Annotated in this window: 21 protein-coding genes and 1 tRNA gene; 4 read left to right on the plus strand and 18 right to left on the minus strand. The window is 71.4% G+C overall.

What is annotated here, in order from left to right; all coding sequences use genetic code 11:
* Positions 1-6 precede the first annotated feature (6 nt).
* Positions 7-702, plus strand: a complete 696-nt coding sequence (mtnC, locus tag WCE39_RS07080) for an acireductone synthase (RefSeq protein ID WP_343275996.1) — start codon at positions 7-9, stop codon at positions 700-702.
* 42 nt (positions 703-744) lie between these two features.
* Here the strand turns inward: mtnC and WCE39_RS07085 are convergent, their stop codons facing one another.
* Positions 745-2313, minus strand: coding sequence for a calcineurin-like phosphoesterase family protein (locus WCE39_RS07085; protein WP_343275997.1), 1569 nt, complete (start codon positions 2311-2313; stop codon positions 745-747).
* Positions 2314-2467: 154 nt separating this feature from the next.
* On the opposite strand from WCE39_RS07085, the gene WCE39_RS07090 reads away from it, so the two are divergent.
* A complete protein-coding gene (locus tag WCE39_RS07090) occupies positions 2468-4294 on the plus strand; it encodes a sensor domain-containing diguanylate cyclase (RefSeq protein WP_343275998.1) in 1827 nt (608 codons plus the stop codon).
* A gap of 73 nt (positions 4295-4367) precedes the next feature.
* Here the strand turns inward: WCE39_RS07090 and hisIE are convergent, their stop codons facing one another.
* The 12 genes from hisIE to hisS form a co-directional block, all read right to left on the minus strand.
* Positions 4368-4973 carry a bifunctional phosphoribosyl-AMP cyclohydrolase/phosphoribosyl-ATP diphosphatase HisIE gene (hisIE, locus tag WCE39_RS07095; RefSeq protein WP_343275999.1) on the minus strand — a complete coding sequence of 202 codons (606 nt, stop codon included), beginning with the start codon at positions 4971-4973 and terminating at the stop codon, positions 4368-4370.
* Positions 4966-5739 carry an imidazole glycerol phosphate synthase subunit HisF gene (hisF, locus tag WCE39_RS07100; RefSeq protein WP_343276000.1) on the minus strand — a complete coding sequence of 258 codons (774 nt, stop codon included), beginning with the start codon at positions 5737-5739 and terminating at the stop codon, positions 4966-4968. The genes hisIE and hisF overlap by 8 nt, the downstream gene beginning before the upstream one ends.
* Positions 5733-6518: a HisA/HisF-related TIM barrel protein gene (locus tag WCE39_RS07105; RefSeq protein WP_343276001.1), complete on the minus strand. Its 786-nt coding sequence runs from the start codon at positions 6516-6518 to the stop codon at positions 5733-5735. The genes hisF and WCE39_RS07105 overlap by 7 nt, the downstream gene beginning before the upstream one ends.
* The gene (gene hisH / locus WCE39_RS07110) at positions 6515-7114 is read right to left on the minus strand and encodes an imidazole glycerol phosphate synthase subunit HisH (protein WP_343276002.1); all 600 of its coding nucleotides are present in this window, start codon (positions 7112-7114) and stop codon (positions 6515-6517) included. Before hisH ends, WCE39_RS07105 begins: the two co-directional genes overlap by 4 nt.
* On the minus strand, positions 7111-8181 hold the full coding sequence (hisB, locus tag WCE39_RS07115; RefSeq protein ID WP_343276003.1) for a bifunctional histidinol-phosphatase/imidazoleglycerol-phosphate dehydratase HisB: 1071 nt from the start codon (positions 8179-8181) through the stop codon (positions 7111-7113). Before hisB ends, hisH begins: the two co-directional genes overlap by 4 nt.
* Positions 8178-9257 (minus strand): histidinol-phosphate transaminase, encoded by a 1080-nt coding sequence (gene hisC, locus WCE39_RS07120; RefSeq protein WP_343276004.1) that lies wholly within the window; start codon positions 9255-9257, stop codon positions 8178-8180. The genes hisB and hisC overlap by 4 nt, the downstream gene beginning before the upstream one ends.
* Positions 9254-10549 (minus strand): histidinol dehydrogenase, encoded by a 1296-nt coding sequence (gene hisD / locus WCE39_RS07125; protein ID WP_343276005.1) that lies wholly within the window; start codon positions 10547-10549, stop codon positions 9254-9256. The genes hisC and hisD overlap by 4 nt, the downstream gene beginning before the upstream one ends.
* A complete protein-coding gene (gene hisG / locus WCE39_RS07130; protein ID WP_343276006.1) occupies positions 10546-11460 on the minus strand; it encodes an ATP phosphoribosyltransferase in 915 nt (304 codons plus the stop codon). The genes hisD and hisG overlap by 4 nt, the downstream gene beginning before the upstream one ends.
* 11 nt (positions 11461-11471) lie before the next feature.
* The gene (locus WCE39_RS07135; protein ID WP_343276007.1) at positions 11472-11798 is read right to left on the minus strand and encodes a YerC/YecD family TrpR-related protein; all 327 of its coding nucleotides are present in this window, start codon (positions 11796-11798) and stop codon (positions 11472-11474) included.
* Positions 11799-12001: 203 nt separating this feature from the next.
* The gene (locus WCE39_RS07140) at positions 12002-12358 is read right to left on the minus strand and encodes a hypothetical protein (protein ID WP_343276008.1); all 357 of its coding nucleotides are present in this window, start codon (positions 12356-12358) and stop codon (positions 12002-12004) included.
* Entirely contained in the window at positions 12355-14256 is a 1902-nt protein-coding gene (locus WCE39_RS07145) for an HAL/PAL/TAL family ammonia-lyase (protein WP_343276009.1), read from the minus strand. Before WCE39_RS07145 ends, WCE39_RS07140 begins: the two co-directional genes overlap by 4 nt.
* Positions 14253-15641, minus strand: coding sequence for a histidine--tRNA ligase (hisS, locus tag WCE39_RS07150; RefSeq protein ID WP_343276010.1), 1389 nt, complete (start codon positions 15639-15641; stop codon positions 14253-14255). The genes WCE39_RS07145 and hisS overlap by 4 nt, the downstream gene beginning before the upstream one ends.
* Positions 15642-15772: 131 nt before the next feature.
* Between hisS and WCE39_RS07155 the strand changes: the two genes are divergently transcribed.
* Positions 15773-15849, plus strand: a tRNA-Pro gene (locus WCE39_RS07155).
* Between the two features lie 81 nt (positions 15850-15930).
* A complete protein-coding gene (locus tag WCE39_RS07160; RefSeq protein ID WP_343276011.1) occupies positions 15931-17238 on the plus strand; it encodes an MFS transporter in 1308 nt (435 codons plus the stop codon).
* 8 nt (positions 17239-17246) lie between these two features.
* Here the strand turns inward: WCE39_RS07160 and WCE39_RS07165 are convergent, their stop codons facing one another.
* The 5 genes from WCE39_RS07165 to WCE39_RS07185 form a co-directional block, all read right to left on the minus strand.
* On the minus strand, positions 17247-18281 hold the full coding sequence (locus WCE39_RS07165; protein WP_343276012.1) for a patatin-like phospholipase family protein: 1035 nt from the start codon (positions 18279-18281) through the stop codon (positions 17247-17249).
* Positions 18274-19578: an argininosuccinate lyase gene (argH, locus tag WCE39_RS07170; protein WP_343276013.1), complete on the minus strand. Its 1305-nt coding sequence runs from the start codon at positions 19576-19578 to the stop codon at positions 18274-18276. The genes WCE39_RS07165 and argH overlap by 8 nt, the downstream gene beginning before the upstream one ends.
* Before the next feature lie 100 nt (positions 19579-19678).
* On the minus strand, positions 19679-20713 hold the full coding sequence (gene argC / locus WCE39_RS07175) for an N-acetyl-gamma-glutamyl-phosphate reductase (RefSeq protein WP_343276014.1): 1035 nt from the start codon (positions 20711-20713) through the stop codon (positions 19679-19681).
* Positions 20706-22052, minus strand: a complete 1347-nt coding sequence (locus WCE39_RS07180) for an acetylglutamate kinase (RefSeq protein WP_343276015.1) — start codon at positions 22050-22052, stop codon at positions 20706-20708. Before WCE39_RS07180 ends, argC begins: the two co-directional genes overlap by 8 nt.
* A 315-nt stretch (positions 22053-22367) precedes the next feature.
* Positions 22368-23477: an acetylornithine deacetylase gene (locus WCE39_RS07185; RefSeq protein WP_343276016.1), complete on the minus strand. Its 1110-nt coding sequence runs from the start codon at positions 23475-23477 to the stop codon at positions 22368-22370.
* Positions 23478-23609: the final 132 nt, after the last annotated feature.

Here is a 23609-nt window from a genome sequence, read left to right on the forward strand (position 1 = left end):
GCCCTTATGAAAACCACCATCCTCACCGACATCGAAGGCACCGCCGGCAGCATCTCGTTCGTGCGCGACGTGCTGTTTCCCTATGCGCGCCGCGAGCTGCCGCGCTTCGTGCGCGAGCACGGCAAGAATCCCGAAGTGCGGCGCTGGCTGGACGAGGTCGCGACCGAGCACGGCGCCATGTGCGATGACGCGATGATCGTCGAGGTGCTGCAGGGCTGGATCGACGAGGACCGCAAGCACACCGCGCTCAAGGCGCTGCAGGGGCTGATGTGGAGCGACGGCTATCGCAACGCCGACTTCACCGCGCACGTGTATCCGGACGCGGTCGAGGCGCTGCGCGCGTGGCACGCGGCGGGCCATCCGCTGGCGGTGTACTCCTCGGGCTCGGTGCCGGCGCAGCACCTGTTCTTCGGCCACTCCGACGCCGGCGACCTGCGCCCGCTGTTCTCGGCGTTTTTCGACACCGCCGTCGGCGGCAAGCGCGAGAGCGCGAGCTACGCGAACATCGCAGGCGACCTGGGCCGCGAGGCGGGCGACATCGTGTTCCTGTCCGATGTCGTCGAAGAGCTGGACGCCGCGCGCGATGCCGGCCTGCGCACGGTGCTGGTGGACCGCCGCGAAGACTACCCGGAGCCGCGCACCGGCGAGACCGCCAACGGCCACCCGCGGGTGGAATCCTTCGCCGCCATCGACGCCACCTGAGCCATCACCGCGGGCGCCGACCCGGCAGCCCGCGACGGCGACTCAGCCGGCGTCCAGGCGGTACGCGGTGCTGGCGCGCTGCTCGCCGTGCCAGAGGTCGAAGGCGCGGACCTCGATGCGATGGTCGCCCGGCGCAAGGTCGGTCGGCAGCGCACCGCGCCAGAGGTGCCGGGATGGCTCGGCCTCGGGCGAGCGGTCGTGGCCACGCAGCGCGGGCGCGGCATCGTCGCGCGCGTTCTCGGCCATGAGCCAGGGATCGGGCCGTTCCACGCGCGACATCGCACGCCACTCGCCACTGTCCACCCGGTATTCCACGCGCGTGTCCGCCTCGCCCATGTAGACGTTGGCGTACACCGCCCATGCCGGGTACGCGCCCTGGCGCAGCACGCGCGGCGCATGCAGGTGCATGGCCTCCGTGCGCGCGGGGTCACCGGCCGGGATACGGGCCGGATGCCATGACAGGCGGTAGCCGCCGTCGGCATCGACCTCCAGCAGGGCGTGGCCGTTGGGCGTGCCGTCGGCCATGGTCGCGTCGGGAATGCCTTCGGCATCGGGCGCACCGGACCAGAACGCGCCGCTGGCGGCACCCACGTTGAATTCGTGCAGCGGCGTTGCTCCATGCCAGCCTTCAGCGACACCGTGGCGATGGTGGCGCTGCGTGTGGCGATGGCCGCTGAGCACCAGCACCTTGGGGAACGGCTGCAGCAGGGCGAACAGGCGCTCGCGATCGGCGCTGCGGAACGTCTCCGCGCCGCCGGCGGCGGCGGTATCGAACAGCGGGATGTGCACCCCAAGTACCAGCAGGCGTTCCTTCGGCACGCCCGGCAGCCAGGCTTCGAGGAACGCGAACTGGTCTTCGCGCAGCCCGCCGACGTAGGCAGGCCGCTTGCCCCGCAGCTTTACCACGTCGTCGAGCAGGACGAAGGTCGCGGCGCCCTCCTCCCAGGCGAAGGTGTCGGGACCGTAGCTGGCGCGGAACGCCGACAGCGACGACCTGTCGGCCGATGCTCCGGGGTCGAGGTCGTGGTTGCCCGGCACGTGCAGCCACGGCACGCCCAGGCGCGTGGTCACGGCGTTGATCGCCGGGTACAGGTCCACCACGTCGTCGACGATGTCACCGAGGCTGATGCCGAGGTCCGCGCCGCGCGCCGCGCCGCCCAGCAGCGGCGCGACGATGTCGCGCGCGTAGTAGTCGATGTCGGCGGCCGACTTCACCTGCGGATCGGCGAACACCAGCACCGACCGCGCCCCGTCGCGCGCGCCGGCCTCGTGCAGCAGCGGGAAGTCGCCCTGCTGGATGGCGTGCGCGCCCTGCGGCGCGTGCCATGCCGCGGGCAGTCCGTCCTCACGCCGCGGCAGCGCCCAGCCCGCCGGCTTGACCACGAACACCGGCGCGCCGTCGACGGACTCGAGCCGCCAGCGGCCCTGGCCATCGGTGGTCGCCACGGAGACCCCGTCCGAGACCGTCACGCCACCGATGCCGGCTTCACCGGCGCCGGCGAGGCCGTCGCCATCGCGGTCATCGAACACCCGTCCTTCCCAGGGCGCGGCAGCGGCGGCTCCGGTGGCCGCGGACAGCAGCATCGCGGCGAGGCGCAGGATCGTGTGCATCGGCGTATCCGGTGGATCGAGGTGACCCATTATGCCGCCGCGTCCCGTTTTACCCTGCGGAGCCCTGCGGGCATATGATGTGCCCGCCAGGGTTTCTGCTTGCAGTCATGGACGCGTCTGAGGGGACGTCTGGATGAACGTCGCGATACCGGGGATGGCTCGTGTGGCCGCGCTGCTGGCGCTGCTGGCATTGCCGGTGCTGTTCGCCCTGCCGCTACCCGCCGCGGCCGCCGGCGTGGTCGAGCTTTCCGCAGGAACGGGCGAGGTCGCGCTTTCGCAGCATGCGACCTACCACCACGACACCGCCGCCGCGGACACCGTGGCCGATGCCTGGCGCAGGCTCGATGCCGGCGGCTTCGAACCGCTGCCCGGTGGCAATCCCGCATTCGGCTTCCAGGACGGCGCATTCTGGGTCCACGCGCGCCTGCTCAACCGCCAACCGGAAGAGGCGCGCTGGCTCATGGTGCAGGCCTATCCGCTGAGCGACCACCTCGACGTCTACCTGCGCTACCCCGACGGCCGCGTCGCGCACCAGGCCGGCGGCGACACCCTGCCATTCGGCCACCGCGCCATCCGCTACCGGCATCCCAACTTCCTGCTCGACCTGCCGCTGGACCAGCCAGTGGACATGCTGTTCCGGGTGCAGAGCCAGAGTTCGATGCAGGTGCCGCTGGTGCTGTATACGCCCGGCGCGTTCACCGAACTCTCGCGAGACGCGCAGATGGCGATCGGCCTGTACTACGGCATCCTGCTGGCGCTGTTCTTCTACAACCTGGTGCTGTGGCTGGTGCTGCGCGACGCCAGCTACTTCTGGTACCTCTTCCACATCAGCGCCTTCGGCCTGGTCCTGTTCTGCCTCAACGGCCTGGGCTTCGAGTACCTGTGGCCCAACAATATCTGGCTGGCCGACAAGTCGGTGCCGCTGTCGATCAGCCTGGCGCTGATCGGCATGCACCAGTTCGCGCGCGTGTTCCTGGGCCTGGGCGAGCGCTGGCCGGCGGGGAACCGGGTGAGCATCATCGCCATTGCCGCCTTCGCCGGCTTCGGCATCGCGGCGGTGTTCGTGCCCTATCGCCTGATCACCCCGGCGGTGTCGCTGGCGGTATTGGCCAGCATCGTCTGGATCACCGTGGTCAGCGTGGTGGCGCTGCGCAAGGGCTACCGGCCGGCGCGCCTGTTCCTGCTGTCGTGGTCGATGTTCCTCGCCGGCACGGCGGTCTTCACCCTGGTGGCCTTCGGGGTGATCCCGAAGACCTTCTACACCGAATACGGCGTGCAGATCGGCTCGGCGCTGGAGATGCTGTTCCTCTCGGTCGCGCTCAGCTACCGCTATGCCTCCCTGCGCAACGAGAACGAACGCATCGTCAGCCAGGCCAACGTGCAGCTCGAGCACACGGTCGCCAAGCGGACGCGCGAACTGCGGAGCACGCTGGACCAGCTGGGGCAGGCCCATTCGCGCCTGCGCGAGTCCTCGCGCCGCGATGGCCTGACCGGCCTGTACAACCGCTCGCACTTCCACGATGCCTTCGAACGCCTGCTGGTGGCCTGCAACCGGGACCGGCGGCCGCTGTCGCTGCTGATGGTCGACCTGGACTTCTTCAAGGCCATCAACGATGAACACGGCCACCTGGTCGGCGATGACGTGCTGCGCGCCGCGGCACAGCGGATCGGCCAGGCGCTGCGGCCGCACGAGGCGCTGCTGGCGCGATTCGGCGGCGAGGAATTCGTGATCGTGCTGCCCGGCACCGACCTGCGCGCGGCAGTGGCCGTGGCGGAAGAGGTGCGCCGCGCGATCTCTTACGCGCCATGCGAGTCGCAACAGGGTCCGAGCGTTCGCGTGTCCGGGAGCGTGGGGGTGCACACCGTTGTCCCGGGCACCGTCGACGACATCGACGACGCGCTGCAGGTCGCCGACCAGGCGCTGTACGCCGCCAAGGCCAACGGCCGCGACTGCGTGCGGACCTCGATCTCGGCGGCGTGAGCAGGTCGGGTCCGCAGGCCCGGGGCCGACGCACGGACGCATCGGCGTGACGGGGCAGCGACGTCCCAGCGCCTCAGGCCGCGCGGTCCGCCAGCACGCGCTCGACGTCGGCCAGGCCCAGGCCCCGCGCGCGCAGCAGCACCAGCAGGTGGTAGGCCAGGTCGGCGGCTTCGCCCAGCAGCGCGGCGTCGTCCTGGGCCACGGCGGCGAGCGCGGTCTCCACGCCCTCCTCGCCGACCTTCTGCGCCACGCGACGGACACCGGCGGAGAGCAGCTTCGTGGTGTAGTGGCCGGCGGGCTTCGTGCGTGCGCGCTCGGCGACCACGGCATCCAGCGCGCCCAGTTCGCTGCCGGCGGCGCCAGGAAAGCAGCTGGTGCGGCCGAGGTGGCAGGTCGGCCCCGCGGGCACCACGCGCAGCAGCAGCGCGTCGGCATCGCAGTCGGCTTCCAGCGCGACCACGCGCAAATGGTGGCCGCTGGTCTCGCCCTTGGTCCAGAGCCGCTGCCGGCTGCGGCTGTGGAAGGTGGCCAGGCCGGTGGCCAGCGTGTGCTGCAGCGACTCCGGGCTCATGTAACCCAGCATCAGCACGCGATGGCTGGCCGCGTCCTGCACCACGACCGGCACCAGGCCGCCCTGCTTGGCCCAGTCGAGCGTCGGCATTGCAAGCGCTTCAGTCATCGCGCACCTCGATTCCGCGGGCGCGCAGCCCGCGCTTGAGCTGGGGGATACGGACTTCGCCGGAGTGGAAGACGCTCGCGGCGAGCGCTCCATCCACGTCCGCCTGTTCGAACACCGCGGCGAAGTGCTCGACCGCCCCGGCGCCGCCGGAGGCCACCAGCGGCACCTCGCAGTGCGCGCGCGCCGCGCGCAGCTGCATGATGTCGTAGCCGCTGCGCACGCCGTCGCTGCCCATGCAGTTGAGGACGATCTCGCCCGCGCCCAGCGCCTGCAGCTCGTCGATCCAGTCGAGCGTGCGCCGGCCGCTGTCGCGGATTGCGGCGGCGTCGCCGGTGTGGCTGCGCACCCGCCACTGGCCGTCGGCGTCGCGCAGCGAATCGAGGCCGGCGACCACGCACTGCCGGCCGAAGGCGTCGGCCAGCTCGGACACCAGCGCCGGACGCTCCAGCGCGGGCGTGTTGACCGAGACCTTGTCGGCACCGGCATGCAGCACGCGGCGCGCCTCGGCCACGCTGCGGATGCCGCCGGCGACGCAGAACGGGATGTCGAGCAGGCGTCCGAGGCGTTCGACCCAGGCGAGGTCGACCGTGCGTCCAGCGGGGCTTGCGGTGATGTCGTAGAACACGAGTTCGTCGGCGCCTTCGCGCGCGTACAGCGTGGCCAGCTCGACGATGTCGCCGGCATCGACGTGGTCGCGGAAGCGCACGCCCTTGACCACGCGGCCATCGCGTACGTCCAGGCAGGGAATGATGCGGCGGCTCAGCATGGTGGCCGCCCGAAGCCCGCGTCGCGGCCGACGGTGGCGGGCGCGCCCGCGACCAACGCCTCGGCCAGCTCGACGCGGCCTTCCAGCAGCGCCTTGCCGAGCACGATCCCGGCGCAGCCGGCGCGGCGCGCGGCGGCGACGTCGGCGGCGTCGCGGGCGCCGCCGCTGGCCTGCACCTGCAGACCCGGCGCACACGCCCGCAGCGACTCGTAAAGCGCGAGGTTGGGTCCGGCCAGCATGCCGTCGCGACCGATGTCGGTGCACAGCAGGTGGCGCAGCCCGGCCCCGGCATGGAAGCGTGCGAGATCCTCCAGGCGCCCGGCACCCTCCTCCGTCCAGCCGTGCACGCCCGGCCGCCACGCGCCGTCGGCGCCACGCCGCACGTCGAGCGCGACCACGATGCGCTCGGCGCCGAAGCGTTCGATCCAGCCGGCCACGCGCTCGCGCTCGCGCACGGCCAGCGAGCCCACCACCACGCGCGCGGCGCCGGCGTCGAGGATCGCGGCGACGTCGTCCTCGTGGCGCACGCCGCCGCCGGTCTGCACCTGCAGCGCGCTGTCGGCGCGGATGGCGCGCAGCAGCGGCGCCAGCGTGTAGCCGCCCGCGCGCGCGGCGTCGAGGTCGACCAGGTGCAGCCAGCGCGCGCCGCGGCCGGCATAGGCCAATGCCTGCGCCAAGGGGTCGGCGGGATAGCGCGACTCGCGCGCGTAGTCGCCCTGCGCCAGGCGCACCACGCGGCCTTCGCGCACGTCGATGGCGGGATAGACGGTGAAGCTCATGCGGCCTCCAGGAAATTGCGCAGCAGTCGCGCGCCGGCCGTCGCGGAGCGCTCAGGGTGGAACTGGGCACCGGCCACGCGACCGCGTTCTACGACCGCCGCGAAGGCCGACCCGTGCACCGTATCGGCCACGCAGTCGGCGCCCGGCGCCACCGCATAGCCGTGCACGAAGTAGGCCCGGGCACCGTCGTTGATGCCGGCCATCAGCGGCGAGGCACGGCGCGCGCGCAGGCGGTTCCAGCCCATGTGCGGCACGCGCAGCCCCGGTGCCGGCCGCATGCGGCGCACCACCCCCGGCAGCAGCCCGAGGCAGTCGACATCGCCCTCCTCGGAGTGTGCGAACAGCAGCTGCATGCCCAGGCAGATGCCAAGCAGCGGCACCTCGAGCGCCGGCAGTGCTTCGGCGAAGCCCTGCTCGCGAAGCAGGCGCATCGCCGGCGCGGCGGCGCCGACGCCCGGCAGGATCACGCGCACGGCGCCGCGCAGGCCGTCGGCGTCGCGCACGATGCGCGGCGTCGCGCCCAGGCGCTCCAGCGCATAGCAGACCGAGCCGAGGTTGGCGCCGCCGGCGTCGATCACCGCGACGGGTGTGCTCACAGGGTCCCCTTGGTGCTGGGCAGGTCGCGGCCGGTGCGGGCGACGGCCTGGCGCAGCGCGCGCGCGAAGGCCTTGAAGCAGGCCTCGACCTGGTGGTGGTCGTTCTCGCCGCGCACCTCGAGGTGCAGGTTGAGCGCGGCGGCGTCGCACAGCGAGCGGAAGAAGTGCGGCACCAGCTCGGTCGGCAGGTCGCCGACGCGCTCGCGGCGGAAGGTGCCGGCGAACTGCAGCCAGGGCCGGCCGCCGAAGTCGAGCGCGGCGCTGGCCAGGGCGTCGTCCATCGGCAGGCTGAAGCCGTAGCGGCCGATGCCGCGCTTGTCGCCCAGCGCCTCGCGCAGCGCCTGGCCAAGCGCCAGCGCCGTGTCCTCGACGGTGTGGTGCTCGTCGACGTGCAGGTCGCCGTCGGCCTCGACCGCCAGCGCGATGCCGCCGTGGGTGCCGATCTGTTCGAGCATGTGGTCGAAGAACGCCAGCCCGGTGCGGATGCGCGGCGGCGTGGCGGCGTCGAGGTCGAGTTCGACGCGGATGCGGGTTTCGCGCGTGTCGCGCTCGACGCGCGCCCGGCGCGGCGCGTCGACCAGTGCGTGCGCGATCGCCGGCCAGTCCCAGTCGCCGCCGAAACGTCCGCGCAGCTTGAAGCCGCGGATGCCGAGGTTGCCGGCGAACTCGATATCGGTGTCGCGGTCGCCGACCATCGCCGAGCGCGCCCAGTCGATGCCGCGGTCGCGCAGCAGCGGCACCACCAGGCCCAGGCCAGGCTTGCGGGTGGGCGCGTTGTCGCCCGGCAGGCTGCGGTCGATGAGGACATCGCGGAAGCGGATGCCCTGGCTCTCGAACACCTGCAGCATCAGCGCCTGCGGGCCGTCGAAATCCGCCTGCGGATACGCCGGCGTGCCGAGGCCGTCCTGGTTGCTGACGATGACGAAGGCATAGCCGGCGTCGCGCAGCTTCAGCAGCGAGTGGACCACGTCGCGGCAAAAGCGCAGCTTGTGCAGCGCGTCGACCTGGAAGTCGTCCGGCTCCTCGATCAGGGTGCCGTCGCGATCGATGAAGAGGATCGGGCTCATGCCGCCACCTCCAGCGCCGACAGGGCGGCGAGCACGCGGGCGTTCTCCGCGGCCGTGCCCAGGGTGATGCGCAGCGCGTCGTCGAGGCCCGGCGCACCGCGCTGGTCGCGCACGACTACGCCGGCGGCCTGCAGCGCCGCGAGCGCCGCATCGGCATCCGCGAACCGCAGCAGCAGGAAGTTGCCCTGCGACGGATACGCGCGGCGCACGTCCGGAAGCGCCGCCAATGCCGCGCGCATCGGTCCGCGGGCCGCCACGACGCCGGCGGCGCGCGCGCGCGTGGCGGCGAGCGCATCGGGCGCGAGCGCGGCCAGCGCCAGTGCGGCGCACGGCCCAGGCACGGGGTACGGCGCCTGGCAGGCGCGCAGCGCCGCGACCAGGGCCGCATCCGCGATCACGCAGCCGATGCGGGCCCCGGCGAGCCCATGCGCCTTGGACAGCGTCCTCAGCACGGCCAGGTTCGGAAGCCCCTGCAGCAGCGCAACGGCCGACGGCTGGTCCGAGTATTCGACGTAGGCCTCGTCGACCACCACCAGCGCACGCCCGTCCAGCGCGCGTGCGATGGCATCGATATCCGCGAGCGGCACCAGGCCACCGGTGGGATTGGACGGCGAGCAGAGGAAGACGATGCGCGCGCCCGTGCGCAGCGCCTTGCCGACGACGGCGTCGGGGTCGAGCACGAAGTCGCCGCCGACCTCCTCCAGCGGCACCTCGACCAGGCGCGCGCCCTGCAGCCGCGCGCTCACCGCGTACATGCCGAACACCGGCGGCGTCACCAGCACCGCGTCCTGTCCCGGGCGGCACAGCGCGCGCACCAGCAGGTCGATCGCCTCGTCGCTCCCGCGGCCGACCAGCAGCTGCCCGGGCGCACAGCCATACAGCGCTGCCAGCGCGGCGCGCAGGGCGTCGGGCTGCGGCTCCGGGTAGCGCTGGCAGAGCCCGGCGGGATCGGCGGCGTTGGGCCAGGCCGACTCGTTGGCATTGAGCCAGACCTCGCCCCGGGGCGCGTCCGAGCGCGCGGAGCGGTAGCCGGCGAAGCCGCGCAGGTCCGGGCGCAGCAGTCCGAGCGCACTCATGCCGCCTGCTCCAGGCGCAGGCGCACGGCGCTGGCGTGCGCCTCGAGGCCTTCGGCGCGGGCCATCGCCAGCGCGTCCGGGCCGATGGCGGCGATGCCTTCGGCCGTGGCCTCCTGCACGCTGATGAAGTTCTGGAAGCTCGAGACCGACACGCCGCTGTTCGCGGCCGCGGCGCCGGCCGTGGGCAGCACGTGGTTGGTGCCGCTGCAGTAGTCGCCCAGCGCCTCGGGCGTGTGGTCGCCGAGGAACACCGAGCCCGCCACCTGCACGCGGCCCAGCCATGCACGCGGTTCGCGCAGGGCGAGGATCAGGTGCTCGGGTGCGTAGGCGTTGCTGACCTCGAAGGCCTGCGCCAGGCCGTCGACCCTGAGCAGGCGCGAGCGCGACAGCGCCGTGCGTGCGACGGCCGCACGCGGCAGGCGCTCCAGCTGCGCGGCGATCGCGTCGGCCACGGCGTCGAGCAGCGCGTCGCTGTCGGACACCAGCAGCACCTGCGAATCGGGCCCGTGCTCGGCCTGCGACAGCAGGTCGGCGGCGACCCAGCCCGGGTTCGCGCCCGCATCCGCGACCACCAGCACCTCGGACGGCCCGGCGGGCATGTCGATCGACGCCAGCCCGCGCTGCGCGACCTGGCGCTTGGCCTCGGTCACCCAGGCATTGCCGGGGCCGAACAGCTTGTCGCAGGCGGGAATGGACGCGGTGCCGCAGGCCATCGCCGCGATCGCCTGCGCGCCACCCACGCGGTACACGCGCGTGATCCCGCACAGGCGCGCGGCGGCGAGGACCACCGGGTCGACGCTGCCGTCGGCACGCGGCGGCGTGCACATCACCACCTCGGTGCAGCCGGCCAGCTGCGCGGGCACGCCCAGCATCAGCACCGTCGACGGCAGCGGCGCGCTGCCCGCGGGCACGTACAGGCCGACGCGGCGGATCGGGCGCGCCATGCGCGCGCAGCGCACGCCCGGCGCCGTCTCCACCGCGTAATCAAGCTGCATGCCGGCGCGGTGGAAGGCCTCGATGCGCGAGGCGGCGGCACGCAGCGCATCGAGCAGCGCCGGCGGCACGGCCGCCATCGCGGCGTCGAACGCATCCGCGCCGACGCGGGCATCGTCGAGGCCGACGCCGTCGAACCCGCGGCCTAGTTCGCGCACGGCCGCGTCGCCGCCGTCGACCACCGCATCGATGATCCCGGCCACGGTCGCGGTCACGTCCGCCGCCGTGTCCTGCACCGGCCGGCGCAGCGCCTCTGCGCGCCCGCGCGCATCGAGCGCGCTCCAATCCAGGCGCTTCATGCCAGCGTCCTCTCGATCGGCAGCACCATCAGTCCGCGCGCTCCGGCCAGCTTCAGGTCCTCCAGGCGCTGCCAGCCCATCGCGCCGTGGCACAGCGCCTGCAGCGCGAGCGTGTCCTTGCCGTCGACCTGCATCACCGTGGGCGGCTCGGCGTCCGGCAGAAGCGCCAACAGGCCCGGCACCGCACTGCGCGAGGCCTGGAACAGCAGCAGGCGGCTGTCGCGCAGCTTCAACACACCGTCCAGGCGCCGCTGCAACATCTGCGCAAGCTCGTCGCGCGCGTCACCGAAGGGCCGCAGCGGGCCGGCCAGCACCGCCTCGCTGCGCAGCAGGGTCATCACCGGTACCAGCCGGTTGGCCGCCAGCGTCGCGCCGCTCGACACCAGGTCGCAGACCGCGTCCGCCTGGCCCAGCCGCGGCGCGATCTCGACCGAGCCCGACAGCGTCACCACGCCCGCATCGATGCCCTGCGCGTCCAGCCACTGCCTGAGGAGCGCCGGATAGCTGGTGGCGATGCGCAGCCCCGAGAGCTGCGCCGGCCCGCTCCACTCGACGCCGTCGGGGACGGCGATGTCGAGCCGGCACTCGCCAAAGCCCAGCGGCCGCAGCTCGCTCGCCGCGGCGGCCGCGCCGAGCGCCTCGCGGCCGGCATTGGTCTCGTCAAGCACGTTGCGCCCCACGATGCCGAGGTCGCAGACGCCCTCGGCGATCAGGCCGGGGATGTCGTCGTCGCGCACCAGCAGCAGGTCGACGGGCAGCGATTCGCCGTGGCAGAACAGGCGGTCGCGGCCCTCGCGCCAGGACAGGCCGCAGGACGCCAGCAGGGCACGGGCCGGTTCGCCCAGGCGGCCGGATTTCTGGATGGCAATGCGCAGCCGCTCGCGCGGTGTCGCGGAGGAGATCGGACTCATGGTGGGGACCTTCAGTGTCGGTCGAGGAGGCGCGGGAACTGCTCGCGGACGGCGGCCGCATAGCCGCCCTCGCCGTGCTCCAGGGTGCGGGCGACGCGGCCCACGGTGGTGACGCTGACGCCGGTGCGCTGGTGGATCTCGCGGTAGGGCACGCCCTCGAGCAGCAGCGGCACCACGCGCCAGCGGTCGGTCATGGCCTCGAGTTCGGCCGGGGTGCACAGGTCGCGCAGGAACGCCGCGATCTCCGCAGGGTCCTGCAGGGCCGCAAGCGCCTTGGCCAATGCCTTGAAGCCGGCATCGGCATCCTTCTTCGGCACGGGGGCGGGGCGCTGCTTCATCTGGACCAATGTATTAATGCGTTAGTACATTAACGCACGGCGATCCCGGCAGCGCAAGCCCTGCTGGCCTCGGCATCCACGACGCAGCGTCACACGGGTGGCCGCAATGGCCGCCCGTGGCCGCCTTCGCGCGCAGGCAGGCAGTCGGGACAGGTAACGGGTTCGGGGGGCCGGCGGCGTGGCGGCCGCGGCGCTTGCCGGCTTCAGGCCCGGCGGCGCTCCGCCAGCATCCAGCCCAGGGCGACACCGGCGAGCGCGCCGATGACCTCCATCAGCACGCGGATGCCGAGGCCGTTCGGGTCATGGATCTTCGACAGCGCGATGCGCGCGTACACCGGCGACTCGAGCTTGACCACGCCCATGTAGAACAGGTGCCAGGTGTCGATGCCAGCGCTGACCGCGACCGCGGCCAGGCAGGCCCAGCCGATGGCATGCCCCTCCGGCCAGCGCGCACGCACGCCGATGGCGTGGAACAGCGCGTAGGCCAGCAGGCCGATCACCAGCGCGATCAGGCCCGCTTCCAGTGCACCCGGCCAGCCGGGGTGCAGGGGCAGGTTCAAGCACCCTGCCCTGCGTCGCGCACGGCCGCCAGCAGCACGCCATCGGACACCAGGCGCACGGCCTGGGCCACGTCGCCGTCCATCGCGCGATCGCGTCCCATGCCGGTGATGCGGCCACGGATCACCGCGTGCGCGGCATCGACGGCGCGGCCGGGATGGAAGGGCTCGCTGTCCGCAAGCTCCACGCGCAGCGCCTCGACCTCCTCCATGAAGCGCGCGTGGTCCGGCGTGCCCGCCGCCGGCGCGCCCGATACCTTGGCCGCCAGCGCCGCCGCGTCGCCGCGTCGCGCCAGGTCGCGCGCGGCGTTGATCATGTCGCGGCGCAGGTCCAGCGCCTGTGCCGCGGTGTAGAGCTCCAGGCCCAGCACCTTGCCCAGGTCGTCGGCCATGGCCAGCACGTGCCGCGCCTCGTTGGCGCCCATCGATACGTGGTCTTCCGCGTTCGCGCTGGTCGGCACCGAGTAGACGCTGGCGGGATGTGCGCGGCTGGCGAGGTCGTTGACGATGGCCGCGGCGGTGTACTGCACGATCATGAAACCGGACTCGGTTCCGTCCTCGTTGCCGATCAGGAAGGCCGGCAGGCCGTCGCTGGTGGCGGGGTCGACAAGCTTGTTGAGCCGGCGCTCGCTGATCGAGGCCAGCACCGGCAGGGCGGCCTTCAGGTAGCTCATCGCCAGCGCCAGCGGCATGCCGTGGAAGTGGCCGGCGGAGATCACCTGCTCCTCGACGTGCTCGGCGACCTTGTCGGGGAAGACCAGCGGGTTGTCGGTGACCGCGTTGAGCTCGACCTCGAGCACGCGCGCGGCCTGGGCCGCGGCGTCGCGCACCGCGCCGTGCACCTGCGGCACGCAGCGCAGCGAGTAGCTGTCCTGCGGCTGGTGCTTCTTGCCGCCGCGGAAGGGCTTGAAGCGCTGGTAGAACTTCTCGCGGCCGTGGCGCTGGCTGGCCGGCACCCAGTCCCAGCCGATGTCGAAAGACAGCGCCTGCGCGGCGGGTTCATCCCAGCTGCCCGGCAGCCACTGCCGGAAGCGCGGCACCAGGTGGTAGGCGATGTCGGCCAGCGTCGAACCGTCCAGCAGTGCGCGCAGCTGCGCGGCGGCCGCGACCTGGCCCGGATGCGGGCGGAGCGCGTGCACGTCCTCGGCGTAGGCGCCCAGGCGACCGGCGAAGGCGTCGAGCGTCATCGCCGCGGCAAGGTCGGCGGTGTCGAGCAGGTCCTCCAGCTTCGCCAGCGCCAGCACGCCCATGGCCAGCATCTGCGCGGTGCCGTTGTTGAGGGCCAGGCCTTCCTTGTAGGAGAGTTCGACCGCCGCGAGACCCACGCGCTGGAGCGCATCGGCGCCCGGCATGCGCTCGCCTTCGACGAAGGCTTCGCCGCCGCCCAGCAACACGATCGCAAGATGCGACAGCGGCGCCAGGTCGCCCGAGGCGCCGACCGAGCCCAGCTGAGGCACCACCGGCACCACGCCGGCGTTGAGCAGCTGTGCCATCGCCTGCAGCGTGGACACGCGGATGCCCGAGTGCCCGCGCAGCAGCGTGTTCAGGCGGATGCACATCATCGCGCGCACCACCGGTGCCGACATCGGCTCGCCCACGCAGACGGCGTGGGTGATGATCAGGTTGCGCTGCAGCTCGGCGTGCAGCGAGCGGCCGGAAGGCGTGCCACCCGGCAGTTCATCGCGCAGCGGATGGGCGCCGAGCAGCTTGTCGGCGTTGCTGCCGAAGCCGGTGGACACGCCATAGATCGGCTCTTCGCGCCGCACCTGTTCGGCGAGGAAATCGGCGGCGCGCGCCACTGCGCGCAGCGCGCCTTCGTCCAGCGACACCTGCGCGCCGTGGGCCACGGCCACCAGCTGCGGGCGGGTCAGTGACAGTCCGTCAAGAAGTACGGGCTTCATCGGGCGTCTCCCTTGGCGGATGCGGTCGCGGTTCCGGCGAGCACATCGGCCAGCCCGTCCAGCGTGACCTCGACCTGCTCGCCGGTCAGCAGGTCCTTCACCGTTGCCACGCCGCGCGCGACCTCGTCCTCGCCGCGCACCACGACGTGGCGGATGCCGGCGCGGTCCGCGTACTGGAACTGCTTGCCGAGCTTGCGCGGCTCGAACTGCGTTTCCACGTTCAGGCCCGCCGCACGCAGCCGCTGCGAGAGCGCCAGCGCGTCGTCCAGGCCGGCGTCGTCGAACAGCGCCACCAGCACGTCCACCGGGCTGCGCTCGGCCGTCACCAGCCCCGCCTCGCGCAGCTGCCAGAACAGGCGCGTCAGGCCGATGGAGATGCCGACGCCGGGCAGCCTGGACTTCGTGTAGTTGCCAGCCAGGTCGTCGTAGCGGCCGCCGGAACAGATGGAGCCGATGCCCGGGTTCGCGTCCAGCGTGGTCTCGTAGACCATGCCGGTGTAGTAATCCAGGCCGCGCGCGATGGAGAGGTTGATCGCGTAGCGCGACTCGGGCACGCCCATCGCCTTGAGCATGCCAAGCAGCGCGCGCAGCTCGTCGCGCCCTTCCTCGAACAGCGGCGTGCCGGCGCCCAACGCAGCAAGCTTTGCGAGCGCATCGTCATGGCCGGTCGAGCGGATGCGCGAGAACGCCAGCAGCCGCTCGGCTACCTCCGGCGACAGGCCAAAGCCCTCGCCTTCAAGCGTCGCGCGCACCGCCTCTTCGCCGCGCTTGTCGAGCTTGTCGATCTCGCGCAGCACCAGCGGCTGGGCCGCGTCATCGATCCCCTGCCCGGCGAAGAAGCCGCGCAGCAACTTGCGGTGATTGAGCTGGATGGTGAACTCGCCGATGCCCAGCGCATCGAACACGGCGTTGATCACCGCCGGCACCTCGGCCTCGAAGCGCGGCGACAGCGTGTCCTTGCCGATCACGTCGATGTCGCACTGGTAGAACTCGCGGAAGCGCCCGCGCTGGGCGCGCTCGCCGCGGTACACGCGCTGCATCTGGTAGCGGCGGAACGGGAAGGCCAGGTGGTGCTCGTGCTCGGCCACGTAGCGCGCCAGCGGCACGGTCAGGTCGAAGCGCAGCGCCATTTCCGGCAGCGCGCTCCCCTCGCCCGCCGACGCCTTTTCCAGCGCCCCGGTGGACTGCACGAAATACACCTGGCGCTCGGTCTCGCCGCCGGTCTTGGTCAGCAGCACCTCGGAGAGCTCGAACACCGGCGTTTCCACCGGCAGGAAGCCCCAGGCCTCGAACGTGCGGCGGATGGTGTCGAGCATGCGCTGGAAGGCGACCTGCTCGCGCGGCAGCAGTTCGAGGACGCCCGGGGGCGTGCGTGGCTTGATCAAGGCGGGGCTCCGGTGCAGGCCATGGCCGGTGGGCCCGCCATTCTAGCGACTGCGGCCGCCGCGCCGGCCGTCTGCGCAAGCAAGGCTTGCCCTTCCGGGCCCGGAGTCCCTAAAATACGCAGCTCACCTGTCGGGGTGTAGCTCAGCCTGGTAGAGCGCTACGTTCGGGACGTAGAAGTCGCAGGTTCAAATCCTGTCTCCCCGACCACTCGGTGACCACGCAAAAACCGGCCCCACGGCCGGTTTTCTGCTTTCAGCGCCTCCCGGGCGCGCGCCTGGACACTGCAGCATGCCGGCTTCCCCCGCCGCCACCGGTGGCACCCACGCACGCGGTTGGCTGCTGGCACTTGCCGGCATCACGCTGGCCGCCTTCAACCTGCGCACCGCGGTCACCTCGATCACGCCGCTGCTGGACGTCGTGGGCCGGGAATTCGGATTTGGCGCCAGCATGGCCGGCTTCATCGGCATGCTGCCGGCGGCGGCCTTCGCGGCCTTCGGCGCCGGCACGCCGGCGATCTCCCGCCGCATCGGGCTGGAACGCACGGTGCTGCTGGCGATGGCACTGGCCGCGGCGGGCCTCGTGCTTCGCTCGCTGGCGGGCGGCATGCCGCTGCTCATCGGTGGCTCGATGGTATCGCTGGCCGGCATGGGCATCGGCAACGTGGTGCTGCCGCCGCTGGTGAAGCGCTGGTTCCCCCACCGCATCGGCACGCTGAGCGTTGTCTACATCACCGCCCTGCAGGCGGGCACCATCATGGCCGCGCTGATCGCGGTGCCGATGGCCGATGCGTTCGGCTGGCGGCTGTCGATGGGCGTCTGGGCGCTCACGGCGGTGGTCGCGATGCTGCCGTGGCTGGCCCTGCTGCGGCGGGAGCCGGAGCCGCCGATGGCCGACCTGGCCTTGGCCGACGCAGGGCTGGGCGCCACCACTGCGCCCGGAGCCGGCGACGACGGCATCCCCGCGGCGGGTGCGACCGCCCTGGAATCCACGCCCGCCTCGCGCAGCCGCGTCTGGCATACGGGCCTGGGCTGGGGCATGGCGCTGATGTTCGGCATGACTTCGCTGGCCACCTACGCGATGTTCACCTGGATGCCGCGGATCTTCACCGATGCCGGCGCCTCGCCGGCTTTTGGCGGCGCGATGGTGGCGCTGTACACGGGCTTCAGCCTGCTCGGGGGCCTGGTGGTGCCCGCGCTCGCGGTGCGCATGCCCAATACCTTCGTGCTCGCGCTTGGCTGTGCAGCGGCGCAGTTCGCTGGATTCGCCGGCCTGTGGCTGGCGCCGATGGCGGCGCCGTGGCTGTGGGCGACCCTGGTCGGCATCGGCGGCTGCACCTTCCCGCTCGGCCTGACCCTGATCAACCTGCGCACGCGCACGCCCGCGGGCTCGGCCGCGCTGTCGGGCTTCACCCAGGGCCTGGGCTACACGCTGGCCTGCCTCGGGCCGCTGCTGTTCGGCATCCTCAAGGATGCAAGCGGAGGCTTGGCCTGGCCGTTCGCGATGCTGGCGGTGAGCGTGCTGGTGATGCTGGTCGGTGCATGGCAGGCCTGCCAGCCCCGCTATCTGGAAGACATTCCGGCTGTGCGCGTGCGCTGAAGCGAATCTCAGCGAAACGACGCGATATCCACCGTCGAGCGCTTCCCCACCTCGGCGGCGTGTGCGTCCAGCCATTCCTGCGCCTTGGCACGACCGTGGTCGCGCAGGGTTTCAAGGAACGGCAGGCTGGTGGTCGACTTCGAATCGTTGTCGAGTCGGGCCATCAGCTCGTCGTCGGCGATCATGTGCATGCGCTTGCGACGCACCGGATGTTCCTTCACCAGCCACGGCACGATCGAGCGGCGGACGAACTCGCGCATCCGGATCAGGCTGCGCATCTCGGCAAGGAAGGCGGCGTTGAACGCCAGCGCCTGGGTGCGGTCGCGGATATCCGCGGCCGAGCGCGGCAGCCCACCGTGGCTGACCGGGCTCAGCAGCACCAGCAGCACGTCGTCGACCTTGCACTCAGCCAGCAGCGGAAGCACCGGCGGGTTGGCGGCGAAGGCGCCGTCCCAGTACGGCTCGCCATCGATCTCCACCGCCGGGTACAGCGCGGGCAGGCAGGACGAGGCCAGCACCACGTCCGCGCTCAGCTCAGGCGTGCGGAACAGGCGCAGCCGCCCGGTATTGGCATTGGTCGCGGCGATGAACAGGTCGAACCTGCGCTGCGCGCGCAGGCGCTCGAAATCGACCTGCGCCTCGACGATGTCGCGCAGCGGGTCGTAGCCCAGCGGGTTGAATTGCGCCGGGGCCAGGAAGCCGCTCCACTGCAGCATCAGCGAGGCCATTGGCGAGGGCCGGCCGTCGGCGGCCCCGGCCCCCGCGTGCAGCAGTGGCGCGCTGCCACCGACCGCGGTCCAGAACCGGGCGAGGGCTTCGCGCGCGGCCTCGGGCCCTCCTTCCAGCAGGCCATGCGCCAGGACCACGGCGTTCATGGCGCCGGCGCTGGCTCCGCTGGCGGCGCGCAGGTCCAGGCGGCCGTCCTCGAGCAATGCGTCAAGCACGCCCCAGGTGAAGGCGCCATGCGCACCGCCGCCCTGCAGGGCCAGGCTGATGCGACGCAGCGCGCGGCGCGTCCGGGCGCCGGCCTTGGCCTCAGCCACGTTGCGCAGCGCCCAGCGCGTCCAGCCGCAGACGCAGCGCGTCCAGGCGCAGGTCACCCGCGGCGCCCGGTGAAGTGCGCGCGGCGAGACTCGCGGCCGGATCGCCTTCAGCCCAGCGCGCCGGGTCGGCGGCCTGGCGGTAGGCCTCGCGGAACGGCAGGCCTTCGCGCGCCATGTCCACGGCGAGGTCGGTGGCGTACATCGAAGGCTCCAGCGCGGCCCGCATGCGCGCGGTGTTCCAGTCGAGGTTGCGCAGCAGGTCGGGCAGCAGCGCCAGCGCTTGCAGGCCCTTGCCGAAGCCGTGGAACAGTGCGCCCTTGGACAGCTGCAGGTCGCGGTGGTAGCCCGATGGCAGTGACAGCAGCTGCTCGATCTCGGTGCGCGCGGCGGCCACGCTGGCATAGGTGGCACGCATCAGTTCGATGACGTCGGGATTGCGCTTGTTGGGCATGATCGAACTGCCCGTCGTGTACTGCGCCGGCAGCGTCACGAATCCGTACTCGCCCGACGTGAACAGGCTCAGGTCCCAGGCCAGGCGGCGCAGGTCGAGCATGGCGCTGGACAGGGCCTCGAGCGCGGCCATCTCGAACTTGCCGCGCGAGAGCTGGGCGTAGGTGGCCGCCACCTGCAGGCGCCCGAAGCCGAGGGCCGCGCTGGTGTGGTCGCGATCCAGCGGCAGGTTCACGCCGTAGCCGGCGGCGCTTCCGAGCGGGTTGGCATCGATCCACGCCAGCGTATCGTCGGCGCGCGCGGCGTTGTCGATGAAGGCTTCGGCCCAGGCGGCCCACCACATGCCGAGCGAGGACACGACGGCGCGCTGCAGGTGGGTATAGCCGGGCAGCGGCACGTCGCGCTCCGCCTGTGCGCGATCCAGCGCGATGGTGGCGGTCTCGATGCACAGTGCGCGGGTGCGCGCCAGCTTCTCCTTCAGCCACAGGCGCGTGGCCACCAGCACCTGGTCGTTGCGGCTGCGGCCGGTGTGGATGCGGCGGCCGGCGTCGCCAAGGCGTTCGGTCAGGCGCGCTTCGATGGCGGAGTGGCCGTCTTCGTAGCGTGCATCAAGCACGAAACCGCCGGTGCTGAAGTCGCCTGCCAGCGCGTCGAGTTCGCGCGCGATGCCGGCGAGTTCATCCGCGGACAGGATGCCGATGCGCTCGAGGCCTTCGGCATGCGCGCGACTGGCCTGGATGTCGTGCAGGAAGAAGTCGCGGTCGAGGATGACGTCGTCACCCGCCAGGAAGGCCTGGATGTCGCTGTCGACGGTGACGCCGGGCTTCTGCCAGAGGAGGTCGGACATGGTGCGTGCTCTCCGTAAAACATGGGTGCTGCTGTTGTGGGAGCGGCTATAGCCGCGAATTTCCTATGCTGGCGGGATCTGGTCGCAGCTATAGCTGCTCCTACAGGGGGCGTGGTGGGTCAGGGTCGGCCATGGGGTCCATGGGAATGCCGAGGACTTCTTCGTAGCCGAAGGCGAGGTTGAGGTTCTGCAGGACCTGGGTAGCGGCGCCCTTGAGCAGGTTGTCGAGCGTGGATACCACCACCAGGCGGCGACCGTCTGCGGACAGCGTGAAGCCGCCGACCTCGACGCCGTGGCGGCCGGCGATGGCGCTGACCCAGGGCGCGTCGTCGGTGACGCGCACGAGGGGCTCGGCGCGGTAGCGCGCGTGGTAGCGGGCTTCAACCGCGTCACGGTCCATCGCCTCGCGCAGGTGCATGTTCGCGGTCAGGGTGATGCCGCGGAAATGCGGCGCGACGTGCGGCATGAATTCCACCGGCGTGCCGAGATGGCGGGTGACTTCGCGCTCATGCAGGTGGTCGACCAGCGCGTAGGGCATGAGGTTGTCGCGCAGCTTGTCGGCGTTGTTGCGGTCCGACGGCGTGGTGCCCGCACCGGAGTAGCCGGATACGCCGAAGCACTGGACCGGGCCATCAAGCAGGTCGAGCATCGGCGCGACCGCAAGTTGCATGGCGCTGGCGTAACAGCCGGGATTGGCAATTCGACGCTGCCCCGCATACGCGCCGCGAGTGAGCTCCGGCAGGCCGTAATACCAGGCATCGTTGAAGCGGTGATCGGCCGACAGGTCGACGATCACCGGGCCACGGGCGTCGACGGCATTGGCCTGGGCATCGACGGCGACGTCGGTCAGGGCGTGAGCGCCTGCCGTGCCCAGCGACGCGATGCACGCCTCCGACTTGCCGTTGGGCAACGCCAGGATCCAGGCGTCGAGCCCGAGGCCGCCAAGCTCCTCGTGCGCGAGGCTCCGGTAGCGCAGCCCACCGCGATACTCGGGCACATGGTCGGATACGCGCTGTCCGTCAAGCTCGCGCGATGACACCGCCGCCAGCTCGAAACCGGGATGCGCGGCCAGCAGCCGGATCAGTTCGGCGCCGGTATGCCCGCGCGCGCCCACGATGCCAACGGTCCTAGCCATCGACGCCCTCCTCTTTCCCTTTCACATCCCCCAGGGTCGCCGGGCGCGTCGCGCAGTGCACGACCGCGCGCTCGATGTCCGGGAACCGGTCCATTCCGTACCAGAACACCTTCCACATGCCCTGGTTGAAGCAGCCATCGGACTCTGAATAGTAGAAGGCATTCGCCGCGTTGCCCTTGCGCGACCTCCAGAACAGGGTCGGCGTTTCCTCGCGCATCACCTGCCAGACGGCGCGCCCCAGGCCCTCGCCCTGGGCATCATCAAGCACCGCGAACTTGTCGAGATAGGGCACGCCGTCGACTTCGGTCAGGATCACGGCGGTGCGGTAGTTCTCGCTGACATAGGCCCGCAGCAGCGGCGTGCGTTCGAAATAGTCCGGCAACAGGCTGCGACCAAAGGCCGACTCGACCAGCATGCGCAGCCGCGGCAGGTCGAGTTCGCCCCACGACTCCGCACGCAGCACGCGTTCGCCGCGGCGCACCAGCGTCCCGGAGCCCTTGTGCGTGAACAGCTCGCGCGCCAGCTGGTCGGGCCGGGTGATCGACACCGACGATGACGGCGGCAGCACCATCAACAGGTTCTGGATCTGCTCGATCTTCAGGCGCATGCCGGAGTGCAGCCAGGGCTGCGCCAGCAGCTCCTCGTACTCGGTGCTGAGGTTGATCGAATCGATCACTTTGTCGTCGGGGCCCAGCAGGCCGCCGGTGCCGGTGAGGAAGACGATCTTGTAAGGCTGGATGGTCTTGATCAGTTCGTTGGCAGCCCAGTCGGCGTTGACGTTGACGATCTGGCCGTCGGCGGTCTCGCCAAGGGATGTGATCACCGGGATCGAGCCGGCCTTGATCGCCGCGCCGATGCCGTCGGTGTCCACGCGCGTGACCTGGCCCACCAGGCCGTAGCGCTCGCGGTCGAGGAAGACGCATTCGAACACGCCGGACTGGATCGACGTGGCGCGCACGCCTTCGACCTGCAGCGCCTCGACCAGGCGCAGGTTCTGCTGACGCATCACCCGGCGCACGATCGCCAGCCCCGCGGCATCGGTATGGCGCAGGTTGTCGACCGTGCGCTTCTCGATGCCGGCCTCGCGCATCGCTTCGTCGAGCTGCGGGCCGGCGCCGTGTACCACGATCGGCGTCAGCCCGACCTGCTGCAGGAAGGCCAGCGAAGACGTCAGCGCCTCGAGGTCGTCGCGCAGCACCGCGCCGCCGACCTTCACCACCGCGAAGCGCTTGGCATCCAGCTGCGAAAAGCGCTTCAGGTACTGGCTGATCTCTTTCGCGCTGCCCATGCCCGAAAGCAGTCGGACGATGGTCTGGCGGGTCTGTGCATGTGCTTGCATGGGTTGCTGCTTCGTGGGGGCTGGGGAGAGGGGCAAGAGATTTTTTGCCACGGATCTACGCGGATGAGCGCGGATTTACGCGGATAAAGCGGAAAGACGGAAGAATCGGAGAGCATTTTTTGCCACGGATTTGCGCGGATTACGCGGATTGGCGGAGGCAAGTTCGAAGCGAAACTCCTTGCATGAAAAATCAGCTGTGGAACAGAGCGCGGTGATCCGGCTCGCCTCGTCCTGATCCGCGTAATCCGCGTAAATCCGTGGCAGAAAGCTTTTTGTCCTGTTCCAGCTCTCGGCTTTATCCGTGTAAATTCGCGCTCATCCGCGTAGATCCGTGGCAAAGCTGTTGCCGCTGTTGATGATCCGCACCACCGCCGCGGCATAGGTGCGCAACTGGTCCAGTGCGACCCATTCGTCGGCGGTGTGGGCCTGGGCGATGTTGCCGGGGCCGAAGACGATGGCGTCGAGGCCGGCGGCGGAGAACAGGGAGGCCTCGGTCCAGAAGTCGACGGCGTTGCCGATGGGCAGCCCAAGGTCTTCGGCGAGGTCGCGGGCGGCAAGGCGGCGCTCTTCGGCGCTGGCGGTATCGCCCGCCGGCAGCGAGGGGCCGTGGAAGGTGGCGGTGTACTCGCTGCCTTCGGGCGCAAGCGCCGCGAAGCGCGCGTGCAGCTGCGCCAGGTCGTGCGAAGGCAGCGGGCGGAAGCCGCAGCGCACTTCTGCCGCGGGCGCGATCACGTTGGCCTTGATGCCGCCCTCGACGCGGCCGATGTTGAAGCGCAGGCCGGTCAGGCCGCCGAAGCGCTGGTGGGCTTCGCCTTCGGCCACGTCCAGCGCGTCCACGCCCCAGCGCATCGCCTTGTGCACGGCGCTGGCAGACAGCGCCTGCGGACCCGAGGCATGGCCGGCTTCGCCGTGGAAGCGGAGTTGCACGGCAGCAATGCCACGATGTGCGAGCACGGCCTCGCAACCGGTGGGTTCGGCCACCAGCACCTGGCGGAAGCCGTGGTCGGTGGCCAGGAACGCGGCGATGCAGCGCGGGTCGTTGGCTTCTTCGTCGCTGCTGAAGAGGAAGGCGGCGTCACCGTTGACGGCCTGCGCAGCCGCGATCAGGCATGCGGCCGCGCCCTTGATGTCGCAGGCGCCAAGGCCGATCGCGCGATCGCCATCGACGCGCAGCACGTGCGGATCGGCGGTCCATGCCGGTGAATCCGGCACGGTGTCCAGGTGCACGTTGAACAGCAGCGCCGGATTGCCGCGACGCGCGAACAGCGACACCGCGCCGTCGCCATAATCGGTCACCGTGACTTCGAAGTCCGGCAGCTGCGCACGGATGTAGTCGAAGATGCCGCCGGCGCTTATGGCGCGCGGTGGATTGCGGGTGTCGAAGGACACCAGCGCCGCGAGGTGCTCAAGAACCGTGTCGATCACGACGCTGGGCCCATGTGGGAGCGGGGGGGGGGGGGGGGGGGGGGGGGGGGGGGGGGGGGGGGGGGGGGGGGGGGGAGAAAAGAGGGGGGGGGGGGGGGGGGGGGGGGGGGGGGGGGGGGAGGGGGGGGGGGG

Source organism: Luteimonas yanweni (genome assembly GCF_039548475.1).
GTDB lineage: Bacteria > Pseudomonadota > Gammaproteobacteria > Xanthomonadales > Xanthomonadaceae > Luteimonas.